Genomic DNA, 23,356 nt, shown 5'->3' on the forward strand with positions numbered 1-23,356 from the left:
CGCTCCACCGCGCTCACTTCGCCCTGGCCGCATCCACCAGGTCCTTCGGGTAGTAGGGGTTGTCGCGCAGCTTCTCGTCATCGATGCCCAGCACGATGGCTGTCAGCGCCACGTCGAAGCACCAGTAGCCGAAGTAGGCACCATCCGCGCCGTTCAAGCTGTCGGACCAGTAGATCGGCTTGATCTTCTTTTTCCAGACCTTGGAGAAGGCGAGCAACTTGGCGGGTCGCTCCGCAGGATCGCAGCGCCAGACCTCCAGCAGCGGGTCATAGACCTTGGGGAATTTGCAGGCTTCGGCGACGGGGCGCTGCGCATCACCCAGCGCACGCGCTGCTTCGTCGATCAGTGCGTCCTCGCCGGGGTGGCCAATGGCGTTGATGAGGCGCTTCATTTCTTCGGGCTTGAAATGCAGGGCTTTGGCAAAAGCCATCATTGTCAGCGCGTCGTAGACAGTGTCCAGCGTGACCCGCTGATACATAGATTTCTGGCCACTCCTTTCAGATGGAATCGCCTTGACAATTCGCGCTTTGATTTCATTGGCTTCAACCCACGTCCAAATAGTGGGGCGAATTTCTTCGAGCGTGTCGCCACGCCCATACTGAAGAATGCAGTTCTGCAGCGAGAACATGCACAGATCAGATGCCACTCCCGGCCGGCCCTCAACACGATGAAAAGTTTCAGCGATAGGCATATTTTTCTCTATCGACCGATTATTCAAACCAATGCAATTCGAATAATAATTGAAATCTTTTTCAATATCTCTCATTTAATAACCCTTAGTTCAAAATCCCGAAACTTTTCCAGCCTTGCCTCGGATCACATTGCCATCGGCGTCGATCTTCGACACTTTGACAGTGCCATCTTCAGCAGTGCGAACAAGCCACTTTTCGACCTTACCATCGTTCATAGCCTCCATAATCTTCCTTGCATCCTCACCGCCGACTTTTTCTGTCAACCGCTTCTTCACCCAATCATCGTCCATCTGATTAGTACCATCAGCCAGACCCTTATCCAACTTAGCAGAGCCGTACTTATATTCTGCAACAACATAATCCGGCGGCGGATTAGGATTCTTGTACACCCCATCAATGCCGTTCTTCCCAACCTCGTAGACGCCATCCGTTTTCCCGACGGGCTCCAACTGCTTGTCGACTAACGTTTCGTGCCCGTTCTTTTCGCCGATCGCAGCCTTCTCGTTGCTGGTCAGTTGCTTGATCTTGACGCCATTGTCCTTGGCCGCGTCTCCTGCTTTCGCTGCGTCAGCAGCCTCTGCCGCCTTGGCCGCTTCCGCTGCCTTCGCTGCCTCAGCGGCTTTCGCGGCCTCTGCAACCTTGGCTGCATCCGAAGCCTTCGCGGCCGCGTTCGCTGCTTCCGCCGCCTTGGCACCTTGGGCGGCCTTTGCAACGTCGCCAATCGCAAAGACGATGCCTCCAATCTCCAGGCCCGCACGGGTCACGGACTCGACGTAGTCGCCCTTACTCCACGGGTCGGTCACCGGCTTGAGGACTTCGTTCACGGCAGCCGCTGCGCCTTCCTTGACCGACGCCAGGCACACGTTGCCCAGCGCGATGTTCTCCCCCAGGATCGCCGCGTCCAGGTTGCTGTGAATCGCACCCGCGAGGTTGACCTTCTTGCCCACGGTGTAGGCAAGCTCTCCCAGTCCCAAGCCGATGTCCTTGACGAACCCGATGACGCCACGCGCGGCCTGGGCTCCGTAGTTGCCCGCCTTGGACAAGCCGCCCTCGTTCTTCATGTTGATCGAGGCAATGCCACCGTCCGCCATCTTGTTCAGGTCTCCGAACCGGACGTACTCGTCCAGTTGATCCGGATTCATGAAACTCAGCGCCTCTTTGTACTGCTGCAGCTTCTTGAGCCTGTCGGAGGTCTTGGGCGGGTCATTGCAGGGCAGCTTGCCGTTCTTGACGGTCCCGGCCGGTTCGCCTTGCTCCGTGACGAGCTTGCCCACTGTGTTCGGGCCGCCCGGTCCGACATTCATCTGCACCACGGTGTCGTGCCGCGCGCAGACCAGGCCGTTTACCTTCACGCTCGTGTTGTCGCCGATCAGCCGGACATGCCCAGGCTGCTGGGAGGTCTGCGACACCACGCCCTTGCCGGCATTCGCGTCGGTACCGCGGACCCAGTCCGTGAGCCGATATACAGGCTTTCCGCGCGCATAGACATTGGGCGACGTCAGCAACTGGTTCGACAGATCGCGAAAGCTGTCGAACGGCACGGGCGTGTTGCCCACCTTGCACACGTCAGGCGTCGTGCAGATGGCCCGCCACACGGCCTCCGCGCAGGCGATATGCTTCCTAGCCATTCGCCACCTCGGCAGGGGAATGGCCGCGATGCATGTGAATCCGCTGCTCTGCGCCACGCTGCGCCGGCCCGGCAGGAATGGCCGCCAGCATCACCTTGCGCAGCCCCCACTCCTTGGGCACGGCACGCCGCCACACCAGTTGCACGCACTGCGCATCGAGGTCGATGGTCACGGTGTCCAGCCGCAGCGACACGGCTTGGGTCAGCCCGCCCTGGTCCGTGAGCAGCGCCAGGAGATCGATGCCCGGCAACCGGGTCTCGATACGGCCAGTGGCATCGCAGCCGATCAACGTGATGGGCTCATCGCCTTTCAGCCAGCCAGGTGCGATCAGGTCGGGCTGCGCGGATTGGTAAAACGCGAAATCGAAGTCCGGCGGCAGGAACGGCAGGTGCTCCGCGCGCCATGCGCCGTCGTAGGTGCCGGCATGGCGGGCGCGCTGCGGGTTCCAGCGGGGTACGGGGCCGAAGCAGACCGGATCGTGGCGCTCTTGAATGCTGCGCACTGGCTTGCGCACGTCTTCGATCTGCGGGGCCAGGTAGAACTGGGCGCGGTCCAGTTTCGCATCGCCCAGGTAGCCACGGCCCACGGGATTGGGCCCGTAGGTATCGAAGGCTTGGTCGTCGTGGATGTCGTCGGTGGCCGGCCCGCGGTAGCCGGCCCGGCGCACCACGCCGCCATACGCCATGCCAGCGTGCAGGGGCACGGCGGTCGTGGGTTCGGGCTTCGTCAGGTGCCAGCCGCGCAGCGGCGTCCAGTGCCAGGCGCGCAGGCCGTTGACCAGCGCGGTCTTGGTGAGCGGACCGACGCGCACGCCGATGGGCCAGTGCGTCGCAGGTCTGCCATCCAATGGGCGCGCGTGGCCGAGTACATGGATGTCGGTGCGCTGCTTGCCGACGACGAGATGGGTTTCCTCCAGAAAGGGCGTGCTCTCGGGTGCGCCGACGTAGCGGTCGATGCATTGGATGGGCATTTGCTCATCCATGACCAGCACGGGCTGGCCGTGCGCGAGGGTGAAGCTGCCCGCGACGATGGCGACATCGAAGAAGCGACCTTTGGTGGTCACTTTCTCGATGACCATGTGCGGGAAAGGGCTGTGGTTTTCGACGTCCATACCGAGCTGATGGATTGACTTCAGTTCAGATGGATGTCTTCACCACTGATCACCACGTTGTCGCCCTCGGCGGTGATCTGGATCAGTTTGCCGTTGAGGTTGACGGTGCCGTCGTCCTTCATTTCCAGCACAGATTTGCCGACCTTCAACGTGATGCTGCTTTCGTCCATGACGAGGCTGGAACTCTTTTTTGCACCACCGCCACCGCCGGACGGTGCGGTGATGTTCATGGGCGCAGCGCCGGGTGCGCTGCCACCGCTACCGCCCACGGTGAGCGCATATTTCTTGCCTGCCGTGTGGGTGTGCTCCATGCCGATGGAGTCGCTGCGATTCATGCCCACGTTGGTCATCATCGTGAAGCCCACATTGAGGTTGTAGGCGACCCCGACGTTGGCCATCTTGAAGACACCCGTGGTCTGGATGCAGCCGACACCGATGGTCTCGGTCTTCAGGATGCCCACCGTGGTGGTCCAGTTCTTCGCGATGGCGTCGGTTTCGTTGCGCCCGACCGTCTTGCTCCTGTTCCTTCCGATGCGGATGTCTTCGTTGATTCCTACGGTCTCATCGCGGTTGTCGCCGATGTCGATCTTTTCGTTGTGATCCACGCGCTCGCTGCGGTTGGAATGGATGGTGATGGTCTCGTCGCCATCGACTTCCTCGGTGCGCCAGCCATGCACGGTGATCTTTTCGTTGCGGTCCACGGTCTCTGTCCGGTCCCGGTGGATGACGTTGGTCTCGTCCCGGTCGATGGTCTTGCGCCGGTCTCGCCCTACCCACTTATCCTCATCGTTCTCGACTTCGACGAGCTGGTCTTTCTGCGCATGCAGCCACAGCTGCTCGGCCCCGGCCTTGTCCTCGAAGCGGATGGCGTTGGCATCGCCTGCCCCATCTTTCATGCCAGCGCCGAAGGCCCCGCCCTTGCTCGACTTGGTCTTGATGCCCGACTGCGTGGCGTTGCCCGGCAAGGCCCACGGCGGCATGTTGTCGGCGTTGTAAACGCAGCCGGTGATGATCGGGTAGTCCGGATCACCGTTCAAAAAATCCACGATGACCTCGTGGCCGATGCGCGGGATGAACATGGCCCCGAAGCCCGAGCCGGCCCAGCTGCTGGATACCCGCACCCAGCAACTGGAGTTCTCGTTCATGGCACCGATGCGGTCCCAGTGGAACTGCACCTTGACGCGGCCGTATTGGTCGGGCCAGATTTCCTCGCCGGGCGGGCCGACGACCACGGCGGTCTGCGGGCCGGTGGTCTTGGGCTTGGGCGTGGTGCGCGCGGGCGTGTAGGGCAAGCTGGTGGGCTGGGCCTGCAGGGTGAACTTCTGGAACGAGCCTTCTTCCTGCGGCGTGCCCTTGGCGCCGGGGGCGGCGGCGCTGACCTGGGGGTTTTCCTTGAAGTGGTATTCGAGGCCGGTGAGCAGGTATTGCTGGTTCTGATCTTCCCGCGGGTAGTTCTCCAGCGTGAAGGTGTAGCCGGGGGCCAGCGCCCGGTGGCGCGACTGGCCCTTGACGGTGCTGTGGCCGGTGAGGCTTTCCTGCAGCCGCACCCGCGCGTAGGCTTCGCCGTCGCCGAACTGGGTGTAGCCGCCGGGCCATTCGTAGATCTCGTGGGCGTCGTGCGCGTGGCCCGGTGGGGTCTGGCGCATGTTGGACAGGTCGGCGCGCGGTTTCTGGAAGTCGTAGTCGTCGTTGTAGCGCCGCCCGGAGTGGATGCTCTGGTGCAGTTCCCAGGCGTGGATGTTTTCCTTGTCGGCAACCGCTGCTTTCTCGGGCGGGTAGAACGGGATGACCGCCGCGCCCGGCAGCGGGCTGTGCGAGGCGACGATGTCGTCGGCCAGCGTCAGGGTGTGCTGGCCCGCGCCGTGCTGGTGGTAGTAGTAGATGCCTTCATGCTCCATCAGGCGCGAGACGAAGGCGCAGTCGCTCTCGCCGTACTGCACGCAGTAGTCCCAGCTGCGGTAGGCCCGGGTGAGGCGCTTTTGCAAGGGGTGGCCGTATTTGCCGAGCACCTCTTCGATGATGTCGGGCACGGTCTTGTTCTGAAAGATCCGAAAGTCGCTCTTGCGCGTGGCCAGCCACAGCCAGGGCTGTAGGCGCAGCCGGTAGGAGTAGGAGCGGTGGTCCTCGCCCTGCATGCCGAAGCGGGTGACGATGCCATCCAGGTAGCGCCGGCCGCCGCCCTCGGTCTCCACCACCACGGTGGCGTGCTTGCCCAGCAGCGCCTTGGGGTCGATGCTCTTGCTCTCGCTCAGCAGGTCCAGGTCGAGGCAGAAGAGTTGGCTGATGGCTTCCTTGCCCTGCAACTGCCGGAACCGCAGCTGCTCTCCCAGGGGCGTTTGGATCGTGACGCGGCGGGTCATGTTTGGCAGGCCCGCGTACCGGGCCGTTACGTTGAAATGGCCGCGATCATATATCCGCCCTGCGGAAAGTCTTTGAAAAACCCCAAGATTTGGACGATAAAAAACCTGGGCTTGTTTTGTGACTTTTCCGCAATTCTTCGCACCTTGCTGCACTCAAGGAGCACTTGGGCGTGGCAAAAAAGCGGGCTGACCGACGCCCGCCGGTTACCGCAGCTACTTTCAATCCAGCAGCTTCAGCAGCGCATGCGCCGCCGGCTCGGACGATGCGGGGTTCTGCCCCGTCACCAGCAAGCCATCGGTCAGCACGAAGGGCGCCTTCGGTGATCTCCAGCTCCAGCAGGGTGGGCGGGTAGCCCGATGCGGACAGGGCGGAGGCCGCGCAGCCGGCCAGATCGGTCAGGTGGAACTGGCGCGGCGACACGTTCACGGCCAGGGTGAGGTCGGGCAGCCCGGCCTCGCGCCATGCCTGGCCCTGGCGGCAGGCCTCGTGCATGACCCACTCGCCCAGCGGGCCGATCACGCCGGAATGCTCGGCCACCGGGATGAAGCGTGCGGGGGAGATCAGGCCCTCCTACGGGTCCATCCAGCGCACGAGCGCCTCGGCGCCGATCACCCGGCCCGAGGCGATGTCCACCTGGGGCTGGTAGTGCAGCTGCAGGTGGCCCAGCGCCAGCGCGGCGCGCGTCATGGTTTCGCTGAAAAAGCACCACGCGCCCCGTCCGCGCTCCTTGGCGCCATAGACGGCCGCGTGGGCGCCTTGCAGCAGCGCCTGCGCGCTGTCGCCATGGCGCGGAAACAGGCTGATGCCGACGCTCGCGCCGGCCACCACCTCGAAGCCCCCGGGCGAGCGCCAGGGCTCGGCCACGGCGGCGATCAGGGAGCGGGCGATGGCGGCGGCCTCGTCTTCGCCGTGGGCGTGGCGCACGAGCACGCCGATCTCGTCGCCCGCCAGGCGGCCGGCCAGGTCGCCGGGGCGCAGGGCCGACTCCAGCCGGTGCGCGATGTGCCGCAGCACCTCGTCGCCGGTCGCATGGCCGTAGCTGTCGTTCACGTGCTTGAAACGGTCCAGGTTCAGCAGCAGCACGGCCATGGGCTCGCCGGTTTCGCGGGCCTGGGCGCTGGCGCTCTTCGGCGCCGCGGGCCATCCGCGCCCAGGCGCGGCCCTGGCGGTCACGCGCAGCGGCATCGGCCGTGCGCAGCCGGCGCAGCCCGGCGGCCGCCAGCGCGGCGGACCCGAATACGAAGGCGATGTCCTTGACGCCACCGTACAGCCGTGCGACGCCCGCTTGACCGCCCGCCAGCCACCCCAGCAGCGCATCGCCGCCCGCCCGCCAGCCAGCCAGGCCACGCCCGCCGCGATGTACCCGGCCCATGCCCAGCCGGGCACCCGCTTCGGGGCGGGCCCCTCCTCTTCTTCCATGAAAGTCCTTATCGTGCTTGGCCCTGTGCTTGGCCCTGTGCTTGGCCCTGTGCTTGGCCCTGTGCTTGCCACGGTGGCGCGGCGCCTGCCGCCCGCGTTCCATGGGGCCGTATTTTCGCGCCCGGCAGGGCACCCGCCGGGCAAAAAGGCCCGGTGCTGCGACAATCGCCCCGCTATGAATCAAGCCTATATCCTTACCCTGTCCTGTCCCGACAAGCTCGGGCTGGTGCATGCAGTGTCCGGTTTCCTGCTGGAGCATGGCGGCAACATCGAAGAGGCCGCCCAATACAACGACCACGCCACGGGGCTGTTCTTCATGCGCGTGCAGTTCGCCTGCGGGGCGCACGACCATGCGGCGCTCAAGACGCAGCTGGCAGCCTTCGCCGGCCCGCACGGCATGCTTTGGCAGTTGCACCCCGTCTCCGAGCCGATGAAGACCGTGATCATGGTCAGCCGCGAGGGCCATTGCCTGAACGACCTGCTGTTTCGCTGGAAGTCGGGCCTGCTGCCGGTGCACATCGCCGCCATCATCAGCAACCACCGCGACTTCTACCAACTGGCGGCCAGCTACAACGTGCCGTTCCACCACATCCCCGTGACGGCCGCCACCAAGGCGCAGGCCGAGGCGCGGCAGTTCGAGATCATCGAATCCGAAGGCGCCGAACTGGTGGTGCTGGCGCGCTACATGCAGGTGCTGTCGGACGACCTGTGCCGCAAGCTGCAGGGCCGGGCCATCAACATCCACCACAGCTTCCTGCCCAGCTTCAAGGGCGCCAAGCCCTACTACCAGGCGCACGACCGTGGCGTGAAGCTGATCGGCGCCACCGCCCACTACGTGACGGCCGACCTGGACGAGGGCCCCATCATCGAACAGGACGTGGCCCGCGCCGACCACAGCAAGACGGTGGAAGACCTGACCACCATGGGCCGCGACACCGAAAGCCAGGTGCTCGCCCGCGCCGTGAAGTGGCACACCGAGCACCGCGTGCTGCTCAACGGCCACAAGACCGTCATCTTCCGCTGAAGCCCGCCCCATGAGCGCCCCTCGGCCGCCCGACGCCCCGCGCAGCAACGCGCGCGCGGCCGATGCCGGCGCCGCCGGCTGGGACGGACCGGCCGCGAGCCGCCGCATCCCGCCCATCCAGTGCCTGCTGACCTTCGAGGCCCTGGCCCGCCTGCGCAGCGTGACGCAAACCGCCGACGAGCTGTGCGTGACGCCCAGCGCCGTCAGCCACCGCGTGCGCCAGCTGGAGCAGACGCTGGGCGTGCGGCTGTTCGGCCGCGCCGATTTCTCGCTCACGACCGAAGGCAGCGCCTACCTGGCGCATGTGCGCGAGGGCCTGAGCGCGCTGCAGCGCTTTCCGGGCGCGACCGCGGCGCCGGGCAAGCGGCGGCTCAAGCTGGCCGTCACGCCCACCTTCGCGCGCGCCATCCTGATCCCGCGCCTGCGCCAGTTCACCGAGGCCTACCCCGAGATCGATCTGGCGCTGCAGGTGTCCATTCCGCTCCTGGACGTGGTGGCAGAAGATGCCGACCTGGTGGTGCGCTTCGGCCCCGGCCACTACGCCGACCTGGAGCACGTGGAGCTGGCGCGCGACCGGGTCACCCCGCTGGCCTCGCCGGTTTTCGTGCGGGAACACGGCCCCTTCGAGCGCCCGGAAGACCTCGAAAGCGTGCCGCTGCTGCGCAGCCCGCTGGAGCCCTGGCGCACCTGGTTCGGCGCCAGCGGCCTCGACTGGGCCGAGCCCACCGAGGGCTCGCAGTTCAACGACATCGGCCTGATGTGCGACGCCGCCGCGGCCGGCATGGGCGTGGCGCTGGTGCGCCTCAAACTCGGCGCGCCCTGGCTGGAAAACGGCACGCTGGTGCGGCTGTACCCCGGCGAGGCGCCCAGCCCCCACGCGCATTACCTGTGCTGGCGCACCGGCACCATGGACCGCTGGGAATGCGCCGCCTTCACGGACTGGCTGCGCCGCACCATGGGCTGAACGGCCCGGGACCTGCCCGATCTTTTCCTGACCCGTCCCCGGAGTCTTTACGGCCACGCGCCAGCGGGGCGCTGCGGAAAGCCCGGAAAAGCCGCAAAAAACCGCGCTTTGCAGAAATCACGCTTGCGCGGCGGGCCGAGCCCCGTCAAGATTCCCCGAAAGCCCTTCGTTGGCAGAGGTTGATTTCAAAGGGGAGGCGTGGGCGGCCCAGAGCACGGACATTACGCGCCTTGCCGGTTGTCTTGCGGGCGCGGCATTCAAGCCGGCCGCAGCAATGGCCGATAACGCATTGCCCCGCCCACCAAGACCCCGCCGCCATGAACGCCTCCATCTCCCCCTTGCCGACTCCGAATTCGAGCGCGCGCACCCAGGGCCTGCTGGCCGCGCTGGAGCGGGTGCAATGCACCATCGAATTCGACCTGGACGGGCGGATCCAGCACGCCAACCCGCTGTTCCTGGGGCGCATGGGCTACACGCTGGAGGAGGTCGTCGGGCAGCACCACAGCCTGTTTTGCTCGCCAGAAGTGGTGCGGTCGGCCGAATACGCGCGGCTGTGGGAACGGCTGGGCCGCGGCGAAGTCGATGCCGGCCGCTACCGCCGCGTGGGCAAGGGCGGTGCGGACGTGTGGATCCAGGCGTCCTACAACCCGGTGCTCGACTCCTCGGGCAAGCCGTACAAGGTGGTCAAGTTCGCCACCGACATCACCGCCGAAACGCGCCAGGCCGCGGAAACCAAGGGCAAGCTCGATGCCATCGGCCTGTCGCAGGCCGTGATCGAATTCAGCGTGGACGGCAGCATCCTGACCGCCAACCCGAATTTCCTGCGCACCATGGGCTACACGCTGGATGAAATCCGCAGTAGGCACCACAGCATGTTCTGCGACCCCGCCTTCGTCAAAACACAGGTCTATCGCGATTTCTGGGCCGACCTGGGCGAGGGCAAGTTCCAGAGCGGCCGCTACCGGCGCATCGGCAAGCACGAAGCGGGCATCTGGATCCAGGCCACCTACAACCCGATCTTCGACCCGGACGGCCGCGTGTACAAGGTGGTGAAGTTCGCCGTCAACGTGACCGAGCAGGTCGAGCGCGAAGAGGCCGTGGCGCAGAAGGTGAAGGACATCGGGGCCGTGCTGCATGCCATCTCGGTGTCGATCGAGCAGGTGGCGCGCAGCTCCGAGCGGTCGGCAGCGCTCGCCACCCAGACCCAGCGCGAGGCCGGCGAAGGCAACCAGTTGCTGGCCCGTTCGCGCGAAGCCATCGCCGCCATCGAGCAGTCGTCCACCGACATCCGCGACATCGTGGTCCCCTTGCCTCCCGTGGAGCTGAGCCTGCCCGGCGGCGGCCTCACGGCGGCGATCAGCGAGCTGCGCGGCCGCAAGCTGCCGCTGGTGGCCGTTGCCGGCCAGCCAGTACGCGCGGGAGCGCCCCTGCCGCCCTGGGTGGCCGTGCTGGAGCGGCAGGGCCTGTGGATCGGGCTGATGGCAGACACCTGCCGGCAACTGGCCGACCTGGCGGAGTCCGACCTGGCTCTCACCCCGGGCGAACCGTTCCTGAAGGGCATGACCTCGGTGCCGGGCGTGGGCACGCTGCGGGTGCTGGACATCGACAGACTCTTCGACGCCGTGCCCGAGGCCGCCATGAGCCGGGCGGCGCCTGGCGGGGCCGATGCAACGGCCGGCCAGGCCACCGATGCCGGCCCGCAAGCGGGCGATGGCGACCACGATGGCCCGGCCGTCGATTCCAATGGCCCGGTCATCGACTCGCACTTTCTGGTCTTCGAGGCCGGCGCGCTGTACGCCACGCCCGTGGACAGCGTGGTCGGCGTGGCCGAGCTGCCGCAGCCGACCATCGACGAGCTGGCGCTCGGCCGCCCGGCCGTGATGCCCTGGCGCGGCAAGACGCTCAAGGTGGTTTCGCTGCCATCGCTCGACGGCTCGACGATCCCCATGGTGCCGCGCATGGCCATCCTGCTGGAGCCCCTTCCTCCGGGCCACGCGACCGTGGCCATCGCGATTTCCCGGCTGTGCGACTGGCTACAGGCCCACCGGGCCGACCACCGCGAAATGCGGCTGGGCGCATTGGGCGAGTTCCGCATGATCACGCACGAGCACGAGGGCAACAGCGCCAGCATGGTCGTCGTGGACCTGGGCGAAATGGCCTACCTGCTCGGTTGAACCGGGCGCTGCTGCATCCCACACACCTCCAGGACCCCTACCCAATGATTCCAGCCAGGCTCCCTGACAACGAAACGCAGCGGCTGCGCGCGCTGCAAGACCTGATGCTGCTCGACACGGCCCCGGAGGAACGCTTCGACCGGTTCGTGCGCTTCGCGGCCGAGCAGCTGGACGCGCCCATCGCGCTGATGAGCCTCATCGATGACGATCGGCAGTGGTTCAAGTCGCGCGTGGGTCTGGCCCTGCCGCAGACGGGCCGCGACGTTTCCTTCTGCGCGCACGCCATCCTGCAGCCGGAGCTGTTCGTGATGGAGGACGCCAACCTGGATGCGCGCTTTGCGGGCAACCCGCTGGTGACGCAGGCGCCGCACATCCGGTTCTATGCCGGCGCCCCCTTGAGCGCACCGACCGGCGAGCGGCTTGGCACACTGTGCATCATCGACACCAAGCCCCGCCGCCTGAACCCGACCGAGAGGGCCGTGCTGCGGACGCTGGGCCAGTTGGCCAATGAGACCATTGCCGGCAAAACAGAAACCGACGCATGACCCGCCTGCCCCCCCTGCCCGTCCTTTTGCTGGTGGAGCCCCAGTTCGTACTGCGCCGCACGATCGTTTCGGTCGCGCGGGATCTCGGCCTGGTGGAATTCCACGAGGCCACCAGCGTGACGCGCGACCTGCCCGTGCTGGCCGCCCGGCCGTTCTTCGGCCTGGTGCTCGATTGCGACGATGTCTCGGCATCGACCGACCTGCTCTCGCGCCTGCGCAGCGGCGCCTTCGCCTGCCCGGCCGACATGCCGGTGCTGGCGCTGTCGTCACAGGACGATCCAGAGCGCGACGCATGGCGCGAGGCCATCGGCGTGCAGGACACGCTGCGCAAGCCGTTCAAGATCGGCGCACTGCTCGAATCGGTGCAGGCGATGGCAAAGCGCAAGCGATGACCGGGCCGCACCGCACGGCGGGCCGCCGCCCATCCGTGAACCATTCCACCGACGCCGCGGGAGAAAGCAGGCCGTGCAAGCGCTGATACCGACGATCCCGCATTCCGATTCCACCTTCGGCCACGACGCCGCCCTGGACCCCGAAGGGCGCCACCAACGAGAGCAGCAGCGCCTGTTCGCCCTGCGGGCCAGCGGCCTGATGGACACGCCGCCCAGCGACGGTTTCGACCGCATCACCCGGCTGGCGAGCGCGCTGTTCGACACCCCCATTGCCCTGGTCACCCTGCTGGAGGCCGACCGCCAGTGGCACAAGTCGCGCATCGGCCTGTCTGCCTGCGAGCTGCCCCGTTCGGTGGCGTTTTGCCACTACACCATCGAGTGCGCCGACCTGCTGGTCGTGAACGACACGCGGCTGGACGACCGCTTCGCCGACAACCCGCTGGTGACCGGCGAGGTCGGCGTGCGCTTTTATGCCGGCGCGCCCCTGGTGCTGCCCGATGGCCATGCGCTCGGCGCACTGTGCATCCTGGACCAGCGGCCGCGCACGCTGGATGCCACCCAGCGCCAGCAGTTGAAAGACCTGGCCGCCCTGGTGATGAACGAGATCGCGCTGCTGCGCACGGCCGGGCGCATCAACGAGATCACTGGCCTGCACAACCGGGCCCAGCTCGTGCACGACCTGATGGACCGTTGCCTGCAAACGCCCGGCCAATCCCGCACGCTGGTGCTGCTGGACGTGATCCGCGACCGCGACCTGCAGCAGGCCGTGCGCGCCATCGGCATCCCGCCGCTGGAGGCCGGCCTGCGCGACGTGGCGCGGCACCTGGCCGATGCCCTGGGGCCGGGTGCGCAGCTCTACCATGCGTCGGAGACCCGCTTCGCCTACCTGCTGCCCGAGGACAGCCCGGCGGCGCAGGAGCAGGCCGTGCTGTCCGTGCAGCGCCGCCTGCAGGAAGCCTTTCGCAGCGGCCGCGTGGTGCTGGAGCTGCACCTGGTGGCGGGGCTGGCGCGGTTCACGCTCGATGCGGAATCGGCCAACGACGTGCTGCGCCGCGCGACCTCGGCCCTGCACCAGGCCGACGAACTGCACCGCCCGTTCGTCTGGTACGCCCCCGAATCCGACACCGCCCACCGCCGCGCCTTCGCGCTGCTGCGCGGGCTGCCGCAGGGTTTGGCCGAAGGCGATTTCCGGCTCGTGTACCAGCCGCAGTTCGAAGTGCGACAGAAGCGTTTTTCGGGCGTCGAGGCGCTGATCCGCTGGCGCCATCCGCGCCACGGCAACGTCTCGCCCGCCGAGTTCATTGCCCAGGTGGAGCAGACCGCACTGATCCACCTGCTCACCGAATGGGTGCTGCACACGGCCCTGGCCCAGTTGGCGGACTGGAACCGGCAGGGCCTGCCGATGACGATGGCGGTCAACGTCTCGGCCCGCAACCTGGAGCACCCGGATTTCGTCACCATCCTGCGCAACGCGCTGGCGCTGCACGGCGTGGCCGCACGGCAGCTGCACATCGAATGCACCGAGAGCGTGGCCCTGACCGGGCGTGCCACGCAAGGGGTGCTCGAGGAAATCCGGGCCATGGGGCTCAAGGTGTCGCTGGACGATTTCGGCATCGGCTACTGCAACCTGTCGTGCCTGCGCGGGCTGCCGGCGGAAATGCTCAAGCTCGACCAGTCGCTGGTCAAACCGATCGCCGACGACATGCAGGCATGGACGCTGCTGCGCACCATCATCGCGCTCGGGCAGCGCCTGGGCTACCAACTGGTGGCCGAGGGCGTGGAGAGCCGCGAGATTCTGGACATGGTGGCCGAGGCGGGCTGCGACCTCGCCCAGGGCTACTTCCTGGCCTACCCCATGGAGGCGGAGGCCGTGGCGCCCTTCTTCGCCGCCCAGGCGACGGCAGGCTGGCATGAAAAGCTTTTCATGGCCGACGGGAAAGAACTTCACGCGGCCGGGGCCGCCGAAGGCACTGTTTTCGGCAGCAGGATGGCGTAGAGTGCCCTCAGCGCGGCCCGCCCCGGCCGCGACCGTGCCGCACACCATGACGCCTGCCACCGCCCTCGACCCGCATCCGACGCCCCAGGCCATCAAGGCCCGCCTGATCCCCGCGCTGCAGGCCGTGCTGCCCGCGCACGCGCTGCTCTGGCATGCCGAAGACACCACGCCCTACGAATGCGACGGGCTCACCGCCTACCGCCAGCGCCCGCTGGCCGTGGCGCTGCCCGAAACCTATGCGCAGGTACAGGCCGTGCTGCGCGCCTGCCACGCGCTGGCGGTGCCGGTGGTGGCCCGCGGGGCCGGCACGGGCCTGTCGGGCGGGGCCATGCCGCATGCGCTGGGCGTGACGCTGTCGCTGGCCAAGTTCAACCGCATCCTGCGCATGGACCCGGTGTCGCGCACGGCGGTCGTGCAGTGCGGGGTGCGCAACCTGGCCATCAGCGAGGCGGCGGCACCCCACGGCCTGTACTACGCGCCCGACCCGAGCAGCCAGATCGCCTGCACCATCGGCGGCAACATCGCCGAGAACTCGGGCGGCGTGCACTGCCTGAAGTACGGCCTCACGGTGCACAACGTGCTGCGCATCGAGGGCTTCACGATGGAGGGCGAGCCCGTCACCTTCGGCAGCGAGGCGCTGGACGCCCCCGGCTACGACCTGCTGGCCGCCGTGATCGGCAGCGAAGGCATGCTGGCCGTGGCCACCGAGGTGACGGTGCGCCTCATCCCCAAGCCGCAACTGGCGCGCTGCATCATGGCCAGCTTCGACGATGTGCGCCGCGCGGGCGACGCGGTGGCGGCGATCATCGCGGCGGGCATCATTCCCGCAGGCCTGGAAATGATGGACAAGCCCATGACCGCCGCCGTGGAAGATTTCGTCTGCGCCGGCTACGACCTCACCGCCGAAGCCATCTTGCTGTGCGAGTCGGACGGCACGCCCGAAGAAGTGCAGGAGGAGATCGGCCGCATGAGCGAGGTGCTGCGCGCCGCGGGCGCCACGGCGCTCACCGTGAGCCAGGACGAGGCCGAACGCCTGCGCTTTTGGAGCGGCCGCAAGAACGCCTTTCCGGCCAGCGGACGCATCAGCCCCGACTACATGTGCATGGATTCGACCATTCCGCGCAAGCGCCTGGCCGACATCCTGCTCGCCATCCAGGCGATGGAAAAGAAATACGCCCTGCGCTGCGCCAACGTGTTCCATGCGGGCGACGGCAACCTGCACCCCCTGATCCTGTTCGATGCCAACGACCCCGACCAGCTGCACCGCTGCGAACTCTTCGGCGCCGACATTCTGGAAACCAGCGTGGCCATGGGCGGCACGGTGACGGGCGAGCACGGCGTGGGGGTCGAGAAGCTCAATTCGATGTGCACGCAGTTCACCACCGAAGAGAACGCGCAGATGTTCGCGCTCAAGGCCGCATTCGATCCGGCCGGGCTGCTCAACCCGGGCAAGGTGATTCCCACCCTCAACCGCTGCGCCGAGTACGGAAAGATGCTGGTGCGCGGCGGCCAGATCGCCCACCCCGACCTGCCGCGCTTCTAGGGCGGCGGCTTCACCGGGCCGCCCCCGGCAGGCTGGGGTGCGCCGCCTGCCGCAGCGGGCCGCCTTACAGCGTCAGCACCACGAACAGGCAGGCCACCCATGCGGCCAGCGGCCCCAGGTTCTGGCCCAGTTGCCGTGCGCGACGGTACAGGTACACGGGCGCGAGCCACACCCAGCCGCGAAAGCCGGCCGTGTCGTGTCCGGCGCGCCACAGCCAGCGCTCGTCCACGAAGGCGATCAGCACGTTGAACGCCACGGTCAGAAAGAAGAAGGCGCCCGACTGCACCGCGCGCTGCGACAGGTAAGGGTCGCGGTACACCAGGTAGGCGACGAAGCCCTCCAGGGACACGCCCATGACCGGCGCGAAGGCCAGCAGCCAGGCCAGGGTGTTGTTCGCGCCGCCGTCGTCGGCATCTGCCTCTGAATCTGCGGGTGCATCGGCCGCGAATGCGCCGGCCGCGCCCAGAGCCTCGCCAACAGCCTCGCCCAGGTGCGGCCGGAACTCCGACTGCTCCACCGGCACCCAGCACGGAAGGCCGGGCCGCCAGATGCGCTGGCCCGGCGGCAGGCGCTGCGTGCCGATCAGCCGCACGATCTCCTCGTCCGGCACGGGGCCAAGGCACTTGCCCGGGGTTTCGTAGTACCAGCAGGCACCCTCGTCCAGGGGAATGTCCCGTTCGGTTGCATTCATCGCAAGGCCTCCGGGCGGCGCATCGCTGTGGAAAGGGCATCGGGCCGCTGCGCGCCAGGGTGCAGGCGGTTTTGCGCGGCGGGCGGGGCTGCATGCAGCGCCTCGAACGCGGGGCCTGGCAGAGCGGGAACGTCGGCGTCGGCGCCGGGGCCGGACCCGGTCAGCGGCAGCACGGTCGGAGGCGGGGGCGAGGCAGCGGCCGCTGCCAGCTTGCGCTGCAACACGCCTGCGGCCGGCAGCGAGCGGTAGCCGCGCCAGGCGCGCTCCAGCAGGCGCTGGTAGCCGGGCGACAGCGCCGGGCCGTCGTGCGCCGCCTCGGCGAACACGAAGCCGGCCGGCACCGGTTCGCGCGCGGTGTGGCTGGCGTATTCGGTGTCCACCCACGAACCGATCCAGACCGGGGCAGCCGCCTGCATGCGCCACTCGGTCACCTCGCGCACGCGGCGGAAATCCACCGAGCGCTGGTGCAGCAGGTACACCACCTCGGCCCCGCCCGGCTCGCGCGACCGCCCCGGCACCAGGGCCGCCAGCGCCTCGCGGGTGAGCCGCGCATAGTGCGCCGTCGCCTGCCGGTGCTCGCACGCGTATTGGACGACCCGGCGCCCCTGCGCGTCTTGAAACGACCGCCACTGCACGGCGGCGCAGGCCTGGCGCTGGTCCAGCGCCGCCCCCACCGCCCCGCCCGGCACGTCGGGGCGCTCCAGTCGCTTGACCTGCCGCACGGCCCCATCCCCGCAACCCGCCATCAGTCCGGCCACAGCGCAGCCGATCGCCATCCATCCCTGGTGCATTCACGCCTCCCTGCCGAGCTTCGCAGCGGCAGCCCGCAAGGGGCAGCGCTCGAATTCGGAAAGTTGATTTTTAATTAATTGCTAGTCGTGACTTTATCTGAAAATCAACACTTCGTCATCCCCGCTGCCTACGGTGCCGCCATGAATGATCCCAAGCAGCTATTTGCCGAGAAATTACGAGAAGCCATGACGGCCGCGGGCTATGCGCCCAAGCCGTCCGTTCTGGAGCGAGAGTTCAATACCCGGCATTGGGGCAAGCCCATGACGCTGCATGGCGTGCGCCGGTGGCTGCTCGGCGAAACCATGCCCGACGCGCGCAAGCTCATCGTGCTGGCCGAGTGGCTGCGCATGCCGGTGCAGGAACTGGCCTTCGGCGTGTCCGATTCCGGCGAAGTGCGCGAAGAGGCCGCCCGCTGGCACGTCGCACTGGGCTACGAAGACCGCGAACTGTTCGACACCTACCTGAAGCTGCCCATCTCGAAGCGGCGGCTCGCGCGCGACGTCATCCTGGCCATCGCGAAGGCCCATGCACCGGCCCCGGTGCCCTCCCGCGAAGAGCCGCCAGACGGCCCGGCAGGCTGACAGCGCCGCCCCTTTTTCACCCGCAATCACTGGCTTTACGTAACTCAAGTACAGAGTCAATCCAGGGCCAGTGGGCATCCCTAGGGTGCCGCCCCATGCACGATCCCAAGCAACTTTTTGCAGAAAAATTACGCCAAGCCATGGTGGCGGCTGGCTACGCACCCAAGCCCTCGGTTCTGGAGCGGGAGTTCAACACCCGCCACTGGGGCAAGCCCATGACTTTGCACGGTGTTCGCCGCTGGCTGCTCGGCGAAACCATGCCGGACGCGCGCAAACTGATCACCCTCGCCGAATGGCTGCGCATGCCGGTGCAGGAGCTGGCCTTCGGCACGCCGGAAACCACGTCCAAAGCTCGCGAAGAAGCCGCCCGCTGGCATGTGGGCCTCGGTTACGAGGACCGCGAGCTGTTCGAAACCTATTTGCGGCTGCCGGTGCCGCAGCGCCGCCTGGCGCGCGAGGTGATTTTGGCCGTCGCCAAGGCGCAGGCCGTGGACCAGACGCCGCGCAAGCGCTGAAAATATCGCCTGCGCGACGGGCATCAGTCGGCCATGAGGGTGCTCAGGCACTGCGCCGGATCGTCCGCTTGCGACAGCACGAACTCGTCGAGCCGCCGGACTGCACGGCCGGTTGATACGCCGGTTTTTTCACCCGCAATCACCGGCTCTACGTAACTAAAGTACAGAGTCAATCCAGGGCTGGCAGGCATCCATAGCGTGCCGCCCATGCACGATCCCAAGCAACTTTTTGCAGAGAAATTACGCCAAGCCATGGTGGCGGCGGGCTATGCACCCAAGCCCTCGGTTTTGGAACGGGAGTTCAACACCCGCCACTGGGGCAAGCCCATGACCTTGCACGGTGTGCGCCGCTGGCTGCTCGGAGAAACCATGCCCGATGCGCGCAAGCTCATCACACTCGCCGAATGGCTGCGCATGCCGGTGCAGGAGCTGGCCTTCGGCAAGCCGGACAGCACGCCCCAGGCGCGTGAAGAGGCCGCGCGCTGGCATGTGGGCCTCGGGTACGAGGACCGCGAACTGTTCGAAACCTATCTGCGCCTGCCGGTGCCGCAGCGCCGCCTGGCGCGCGAGGTGATCCTGGCCATCGCCAAGGCGCAGGCCGTGGACCAGACGCCGCGCAAGCGCTGAGCCGCCGCCGGGCGTTGCGGGCCTTGAGGGCCCTGCCGACCCGGGGCGCAGGGGGCGTCAGTCGGCGACCAGCGTGCGCAGCCCCTGCGCCAGATCGTCCGCGTGCGACAGCACGAACAGCAGCAGCCCGATGAAGCCGCCCACCACGGTGCCGTTGATGCGGATGTACTGCAGGTCGCTGCCGATGTGCAGCTCCACCAGGCGCGCCAGTTCCTTGGCGTCCCAGCGGTCCACGGTGTTGCGGATGTGCTCGGCCACGAACTGCGACAGGTCGGGCGCCCACTGCGCCGCCCACAGCTCCAGCCGCACGTTCAGCCGCAGCCGCAGCGCCGGGTCGCCCGCGAGCGACAGCCCCAGCCACTCGCCCATGGCGGCCACCTTGCGCGAAACCTCCGACTCCTCATCGGCCAGGTCGCGCTGCAGGCGTTCGCGCAGGCTGGTCCACAGCGTCTGCACGTAGCGCCCCAGCGTGGCGTCGTTTTGCAGGTAGTCGCGGATCGCCATGCCGCGCTCGGCCCACTCGGGGTCGGATTGCAGGCGCTCCACCAGCCGCTGCACCGCGCCGTCCAGCGTGCCGCGCAACTGGTGCGTGGGGTTGCCGGCCACCTCGGCCAGCAGGTTCTCGATGGCCTGCGCGATGGCGCCCGCGCCCTTGTCGCTCAACCAGTCGGTGGGCAGCACCTTCTCCTTGAGCGGGTGTTCGCGCTTGATCCACTGCACGATGGTTTCGGCGATGAAGGTGCGCGTCTGCGGCTCGCGCACCATGGCGGCCAGCCGGTTGAGCAGGTCGTCGAGCAGTGCCTGGTGGCGGCCGTTGTGGGTCAGCGCCTCCAGCGCCATGGCCATGGTGCGCGACAGGTCGATCTGCCCGATGAGCGTGCGCGCGGCGTCGTTCATGAAGCGCTGGATGCGCTCGTCCTCCACCGTGTCGAGCGCCGACAGCGCCAGGCGCGACATCTGCCGCGCCAGCAGTTGCGCGTTGCCCGGCGAGGTGAGCCACTGGCCCAGCAGGTGCGCCGGGTCGTGGCGGCGGATCATGGTGACGAGCGAGGGCGCGTCCAGGAACTCGTCGCGCACGAACGAGGCCAGGTTGCCGCCGATGCGCACCTTGTTGCGCGCGATGATGTCCGTGTGCCGCTGCACGAACGGCAGCGGGATGCGCCGAAACAGCGCCGATACGGCGAACCAGTCGGCCAGCGCGCCCACCATGGCGGCTTCGGCCATGGCGCGCACGCATTCCACGGCCAGGCTGCGGGGCACCGCATACGTTGCGGCGAACACGGCGGCCACCGCCAGCAAGAGGCCGGTGGCCAGCCACTTGGCCCGGGTGAGCGCGCGGGCCTGGTCTTCGTGGGTGCTATCCATCGCCCGAGGATAGCCCGAGACGCCTGTCGGACGGGGCCGCTAGCGTGGCGCCACGCGGTCCAGCGCCGCCTCCAGGTGCCCCACCGTGCGGTCCACGTTGTGCCATTTCTCCAGGCCGAACAGGCCGATGCGGAAGGTCTGGAAGTCCGGGCCCTCGCCGCATTGCAGCGGCACGCCGGCGGCGGTCTGCAGGCCGGCCTCGATGAACTCTCTTGCCGTTCTGGATGCCGGGGTCGGTCGTGTAGCTCACCACCACGCCGGGGGCCTGGTAGCCCTCGGCCGCCACGCTCGGAAAGCCCCGCGACTGCAGCAGCGCGCGCACCCGGGCGCCCAGTGCGATCTGCTCCGCGCGCACCTTCTCGAAGCCGTAGTCGCGCGTTTCCAGCATCACGTCGCGCAATTGCACCAGCGCATCGGTGGGCAGGGGCGTGTGGTAGGCGTGCTGGCCTTTTTCGTAGCCCTCGGCGATCTGCATCCACTTCTTGAGGTCGCACGCGAAGCTGCTGCTCGTGGTGCCGTCGATGGCCTGGCGCACCCGCTCGCTGAGCATCACCATGGCGCAGCACGGCGAGCCGCTCCAGCCCGTTTGCGGCGCCGAGATCAACACGTCCACGCCCGTGGCCTCCATGTCCACCCACACGGCGCCGGAGGCCACGCAGTCGAGCACGAAGAGCGCCCCCACGGCATGCGCGGCCTCGCTCAGGGTGCGCAGGTAGTCGTCGGGCAGCAGGATGCCGCTGGCGGTTTCCACATGCGGCGCGAACACCACCTTCGGCGATTCGGTGCGGATGGCCGCGGCCACTTCGTGGGCCGGGCACGGCGCCCAGGGGGCCTGGCACACCACGGCGCCGCCACCCAGCCCGCCTGCGTCGAAGATCTGGCTCCAGCGGTAGCTGAACCAGCCGTTGCGCACGATGAGCACCTTCTCGCGGTTGGCGAACTGGCGCGCCACCGCCTCCATGCCGAAGGTGCCGCTGCCGGGCACGAGCACCGCCGTGCGGGCGTGGTAGAGGCTCTTGAGCGTGGCCAGAATGTCCTGCATCACGCCGGTGAAGCGCCGGGACATGTGGTTGAGCGCGCGGTCGGTATAGACCACAGAGAATTCGAGCAGTCCGTCGGGATCGATATCGGGCAGAAGGCCGGGCATGGGTTCTCCGTGTGGGATGCGCCAGTGCGCCGCACAGGCCGCGCGCGGCCGGCAAAGGGAACGAAAAAATCGAGCGGCCCAGCTTACACGGGCACTTTCCGCAGCCCGGCCGCCCGGATCACCCGTGCGGTGGACGCAGCGCGCCCAACGCCGCTAGGATGCCGGACCAACCCTTTTCTCTGCCTTCACCGCACCCACCAGGAGCCCCGATGCCCGACTTTCGCAGCGACACCGTCACCCAGCCCACGCCGGCCATGCGCGACGCCATGTTCCAGGCCCCCCTTGGCGACGACGTGTTCGGCGACGACCCCACCGTGAACGCACTGCAGGACCACGCGGCGCAGCTGCTCGGCTTCGAAGCCGCCCTGTTCGCCTGCTCCGGCACGCAGACCAACCTGATCGCGCTCATGGGCCACTGCCAGCGCGGCGACGAGGCCATCGTCGGCCAGAGCTGGCACACCTACCGCTGGGAAGCCGGCGGCATGGCGGTGCTGGGCTCCATCCAGCCGCAGCCCGTGGAAACCCAGCATGACGGCACGCTGCGCGTGGCGGACATCGCCGCCGCCATCAAGCCCGACGACCCGCATTTCGCCCGCACCCGCCTCGTGGTGCTGGAAAACACCACCGGCGGCCAGCCGCTGCCCGACGGCTACATCGCCGAAGTGGCCGATCTCGCCCGCTCCCGTGGCCTGGCGATGCACCTGGACGGCGCACGCATGTTCAACGCAGCCACGGACAGCGCCGAGAAAAACGGCACCGACGTGTACGACGAAGCCCGCGCGATCTGCTCGCACTTCGACTCGGTTTCGCTGTGCCTGAGCAAGGGCCTGGGCGCGCCCGTGGGCTCGCTGCTGCTGGGCTCGCGCGACTTCATCGGCCGGGCGCGGCGAACGCGCAAGATCCTGGGCGGCGGCATGCGCCAGGCCGGCGTCCTGGCCGCGGCCGGGCTGCACGCGCTGCAGCACCACGTGCGCCGCCTGGCGCACGACCATGCCCTGGCCCGCCAACTGGCCGAGGGACTGGCCGAAGCGGGCCGCAGCCACCCCGTGCTCCAGGGCCGCCTGACGGTGGCCTCGGCCCATACCAACATCCTGTTCACCGACGTGGAGGCGGACGTCGCGCCAGCCTTCACCGCCTGGCTGGCCCAGCACGGCGTGCGCGTGACCAGCGGCCTTTACGGCCGCAGCGCGCGCCTGCGCTGGGTGACGCACCTGGACGCGGGGCCCAACGAGGTGGCGCAGACGCTGGAATGCGTGCGCCGGTTCGACGGGCATGCCAACGGCGTCGGGCGCTGAGCCGCCGCGAAGAGCGAAAAGCCCGAAACCAAAAGCCCGAGGCCGAGGGGCCGGGCGGGCCAGGTCGCGCCCCGGCAGGCGCGTGGGTTGAAACCAAGCGATGAACGGGGGCTCGATGCCTGCCAGCCCGTCACCCCATGGCGGGGTGTGGATTGAAACAAACAACGGCGACATTTCCGATTGGGATGTGTCGAAGGTCGCGCCCCGCATGCGGGGCGCGTGGGTTTCTCCCGAAGGGGCTGCCTGGTGGTCGCCGCCGCTCGCGCATTGGCGGATCGCGATACTGCCATTGCGATGCCGGCGAAGCACAACCAGAACGCTATTATTTTTATAGCACTCCAACCAATGGATACTACGGCGGAGGGCGTTTTTGAGGGATTGCTAAAGAAGTCTTGCGTGCCTGCTGCAAAAGAGAGATGCTTCGGAACATGACACTGCAATGCACACACTGCCAAAGCCAAGAGGTTCGCAAATTCGGCATCAGCCGCCATGGT

General features: G+C 67.6%; 19 protein-coding genes and 3 pseudogenes. 11 read left to right on the forward strand and 11 right to left on the reverse strand.

Annotated features, from left to right (window positions below; all coding sequences use genetic code 11):
* Nucleotides 1-13: 13 nt before the first annotated feature.
* The 6 genes and pseudogenes from AVHM3334_RS14385 to AVHM3334_RS14410 form a co-directional block, all read right to left on the reverse strand.
* On the reverse strand, nt 14-766 hold the full coding sequence (locus AVHM3334_RS14385) for a PoNe immunity protein domain-containing protein (protein WP_284413331.1): 753 nt from the start codon (nt 764-766) through the stop codon (nt 14-16).
* Nucleotides 767-781: 15 nt separating this feature from the next.
* Nucleotides 782-2,248, reverse strand: coding sequence for a hypothetical protein (locus AVHM3334_RS14390; protein ID WP_284413333.1), 1,467 nt, complete (start codon nt 2,246-2,248; stop codon nt 782-784).
* 64 nt (nt 2,249-2,312) lie between these two features.
* Nucleotides 2,313-3,398 carry a DUF2169 family type VI secretion system accessory protein gene (locus AVHM3334_RS14395; RefSeq protein ID WP_284413335.1) on the reverse strand — a complete coding sequence of 362 codons (1,086 nt, stop codon included), beginning with the start codon at nt 3,396-3,398 and terminating at the stop codon, nt 2,313-2,315.
* A 53-nt stretch (nt 3,399-3,451) separates the two neighbouring features.
* Nucleotides 3,452-5,791 (reverse strand): type VI secretion system Vgr family protein, encoded by a 2,340-nt coding sequence (locus tag AVHM3334_RS14400; protein WP_284413337.1) that lies wholly within the window; start codon nt 5,789-5,791, stop codon nt 3,452-3,454.
* A 219-nt stretch (nt 5,792-6,010) separates the two neighbouring features.
* Nucleotides 6,011-6,106: pseudogene (locus tag AVHM3334_RS14405) on the reverse strand (type 1 glutamine amidotransferase domain-containing protein); the annotation flags it as partial.
* Nucleotides 6,099-6,920 (reverse strand): annotated as a pseudogene (locus AVHM3334_RS14410) (putative bifunctional diguanylate cyclase/phosphodiesterase); the annotation flags it as partial. The pseudogenes AVHM3334_RS14410 and AVHM3334_RS14405, both read right to left, overlap by 8 nt.
* A gap of 466 nt (nt 6,921-7,386) precedes the next feature.
* On the opposite strand from AVHM3334_RS14410, the gene purU reads away from it, so the two are divergent.
* From purU to AVHM3334_RS14445, 7 genes are all read left to right on the forward strand, one after another.
* Nucleotides 7,387-8,235 carry a formyltetrahydrofolate deformylase gene (gene purU / locus AVHM3334_RS14415; protein ID WP_284413339.1) on the forward strand — a complete coding sequence of 283 codons (849 nt, stop codon included), beginning with the start codon at nt 7,387-7,389 and terminating at the stop codon, nt 8,233-8,235.
* Between the two features lie 10 nt (nt 8,236-8,245).
* Nucleotides 8,246-9,199 carry a LysR substrate-binding domain-containing protein gene (locus AVHM3334_RS14420; protein ID WP_284413341.1) on the forward strand — a complete coding sequence of 318 codons (954 nt, stop codon included), beginning with the start codon at nt 8,246-8,248 and terminating at the stop codon, nt 9,197-9,199.
* 317 nt (nt 9,200-9,516) lie between these two features.
* The gene (locus tag AVHM3334_RS14425; RefSeq protein ID WP_284413343.1) at nt 9,517-11,373 is read left to right on the forward strand and encodes a PAS domain-containing methyl-accepting chemotaxis protein; all 1,857 of its coding nucleotides are present in this window, start codon (nt 9,517-9,519) and stop codon (nt 11,371-11,373) included.
* A gap of 44 nt (nt 11,374-11,417) precedes the next feature.
* Nucleotides 11,418-11,918, forward strand: a complete 501-nt coding sequence (locus AVHM3334_RS14430; RefSeq protein ID WP_284413345.1) for a GAF domain-containing protein — start codon at nt 11,418-11,420, stop codon at nt 11,916-11,918.
* On the forward strand, nt 11,915-12,310 hold the full coding sequence (locus AVHM3334_RS14435; RefSeq protein ID WP_284413347.1) for a DNA-binding transcriptional response regulator: 396 nt from the start codon (nt 11,915-11,917) through the stop codon (nt 12,308-12,310). The genes AVHM3334_RS14430 and AVHM3334_RS14435 overlap by 4 nt, the downstream gene beginning before the upstream one ends.
* Before the next feature lie 73 nt (nt 12,311-12,383).
* Nucleotides 12,384-14,306: a sensor domain-containing phosphodiesterase gene (locus tag AVHM3334_RS14440; protein ID WP_284413349.1), complete on the forward strand. Its 1,923-nt coding sequence runs from the start codon at nt 12,384-12,386 to the stop codon at nt 14,304-14,306.
* Nucleotides 14,307-14,352: 46 nt separating this feature from the next.
* Complete coding sequence (locus AVHM3334_RS14445) at nt 14,353-15,849, forward strand: FAD-linked oxidase C-terminal domain-containing protein (protein WP_284413351.1); 1,497 nt, start codon at nt 14,353-14,355, stop codon at nt 15,847-15,849.
* Between the two features lie 64 nt (nt 15,850-15,913).
* On the opposite strand, the gene AVHM3334_RS14450 is transcribed toward AVHM3334_RS14445, so the two are convergent.
* Together AVHM3334_RS14450 and AVHM3334_RS14455 are read right to left on the reverse strand one after the other, a co-directional pair.
* A complete protein-coding gene (locus tag AVHM3334_RS14450) occupies nt 15,914-16,540 on the reverse strand; it encodes a GYF domain-containing protein (RefSeq protein ID WP_284413353.1) in 627 nt (208 codons plus the stop codon).
* Nucleotides 16,537-17,331 (reverse strand): hypothetical protein, encoded by a 795-nt coding sequence (locus AVHM3334_RS14455; protein WP_284413355.1) that lies wholly within the window; start codon nt 17,329-17,331, stop codon nt 16,537-16,539. Before AVHM3334_RS14455 ends, AVHM3334_RS14450 begins: the two co-directional genes overlap by 4 nt.
* Before the next feature lie 141 nt (nt 17,332-17,472).
* Between AVHM3334_RS14455 and AVHM3334_RS14460 the strand changes: the two genes are divergently transcribed.
* Both AVHM3334_RS14460 and AVHM3334_RS14465 read left to right on the forward strand, forming a co-directional pair.
* Nucleotides 17,473-17,913 (forward strand): XRE family transcriptional regulator, encoded by a 441-nt coding sequence (locus AVHM3334_RS14460; RefSeq protein ID WP_284413357.1) that lies wholly within the window; start codon nt 17,473-17,475, stop codon nt 17,911-17,913.
* A 95-nt stretch (nt 17,914-18,008) separates the two neighbouring features.
* On the forward strand, nt 18,009-18,428 hold the full coding sequence (locus tag AVHM3334_RS14465; RefSeq protein WP_284413359.1) for an XRE family transcriptional regulator: 420 nt from the start codon (nt 18,009-18,011) through the stop codon (nt 18,426-18,428).
* A 23-nt stretch (nt 18,429-18,451) separates the two neighbouring features.
* On the opposite strand, the gene AVHM3334_RS14470 is transcribed toward AVHM3334_RS14465, so the two are convergent.
* Nucleotides 18,452-18,637: a hypothetical protein gene (locus AVHM3334_RS14470; protein ID WP_284413361.1), complete on the reverse strand. Its 186-nt coding sequence runs from the start codon at nt 18,635-18,637 to the stop codon at nt 18,452-18,454.
* Between AVHM3334_RS14470 and AVHM3334_RS14475 the strand changes: the two genes are divergently transcribed.
* Nucleotides 18,636-19,055 carry an XRE family transcriptional regulator gene (locus AVHM3334_RS14475; protein WP_284413363.1) on the forward strand — a complete coding sequence of 140 codons (420 nt, stop codon included), beginning with the start codon at nt 18,636-18,638 and terminating at the stop codon, nt 19,053-19,055. The genes AVHM3334_RS14470 and AVHM3334_RS14475 overlap by 2 nt on opposite strands.
* 57 nt (nt 19,056-19,112) lie before the next feature.
* Here the strand turns inward: AVHM3334_RS14475 and AVHM3334_RS14480 are convergent, their stop codons facing one another.
* Both AVHM3334_RS14480 and AVHM3334_RS14485 read right to left on the reverse strand, forming a co-directional pair.
* Entirely contained in the window at nt 19,113-20,420 is a 1,308-nt protein-coding gene (locus AVHM3334_RS14480) for a DUF445 domain-containing protein (protein WP_284413365.1), read from the reverse strand.
* Between the two features lie 39 nt (nt 20,421-20,459).
* Nucleotides 20,460-21,567: pseudogene (locus AVHM3334_RS14485) on the reverse strand (aminotransferase class V-fold PLP-dependent enzyme).
* 209 nt (nt 21,568-21,776) lie between these two features.
* On the opposite strand from AVHM3334_RS14485, the gene ltaE reads away from it, so the two are divergent.
* Nucleotides 21,777-22,862 (forward strand): low-specificity L-threonine aldolase, encoded by a 1,086-nt coding sequence (ltaE, locus tag AVHM3334_RS14490; RefSeq protein ID WP_284413367.1) that lies wholly within the window; start codon nt 21,777-21,779, stop codon nt 22,860-22,862.
* Nucleotides 22,863-23,356: the final 494 nt, after the last annotated feature.

The organism is Acidovorax sp. SUPP3334 (genome assembly GCF_030159055.1).
Classification (GTDB): Bacteria; Pseudomonadota; Gammaproteobacteria; order Burkholderiales; family Burkholderiaceae_C; genus Paracidovorax.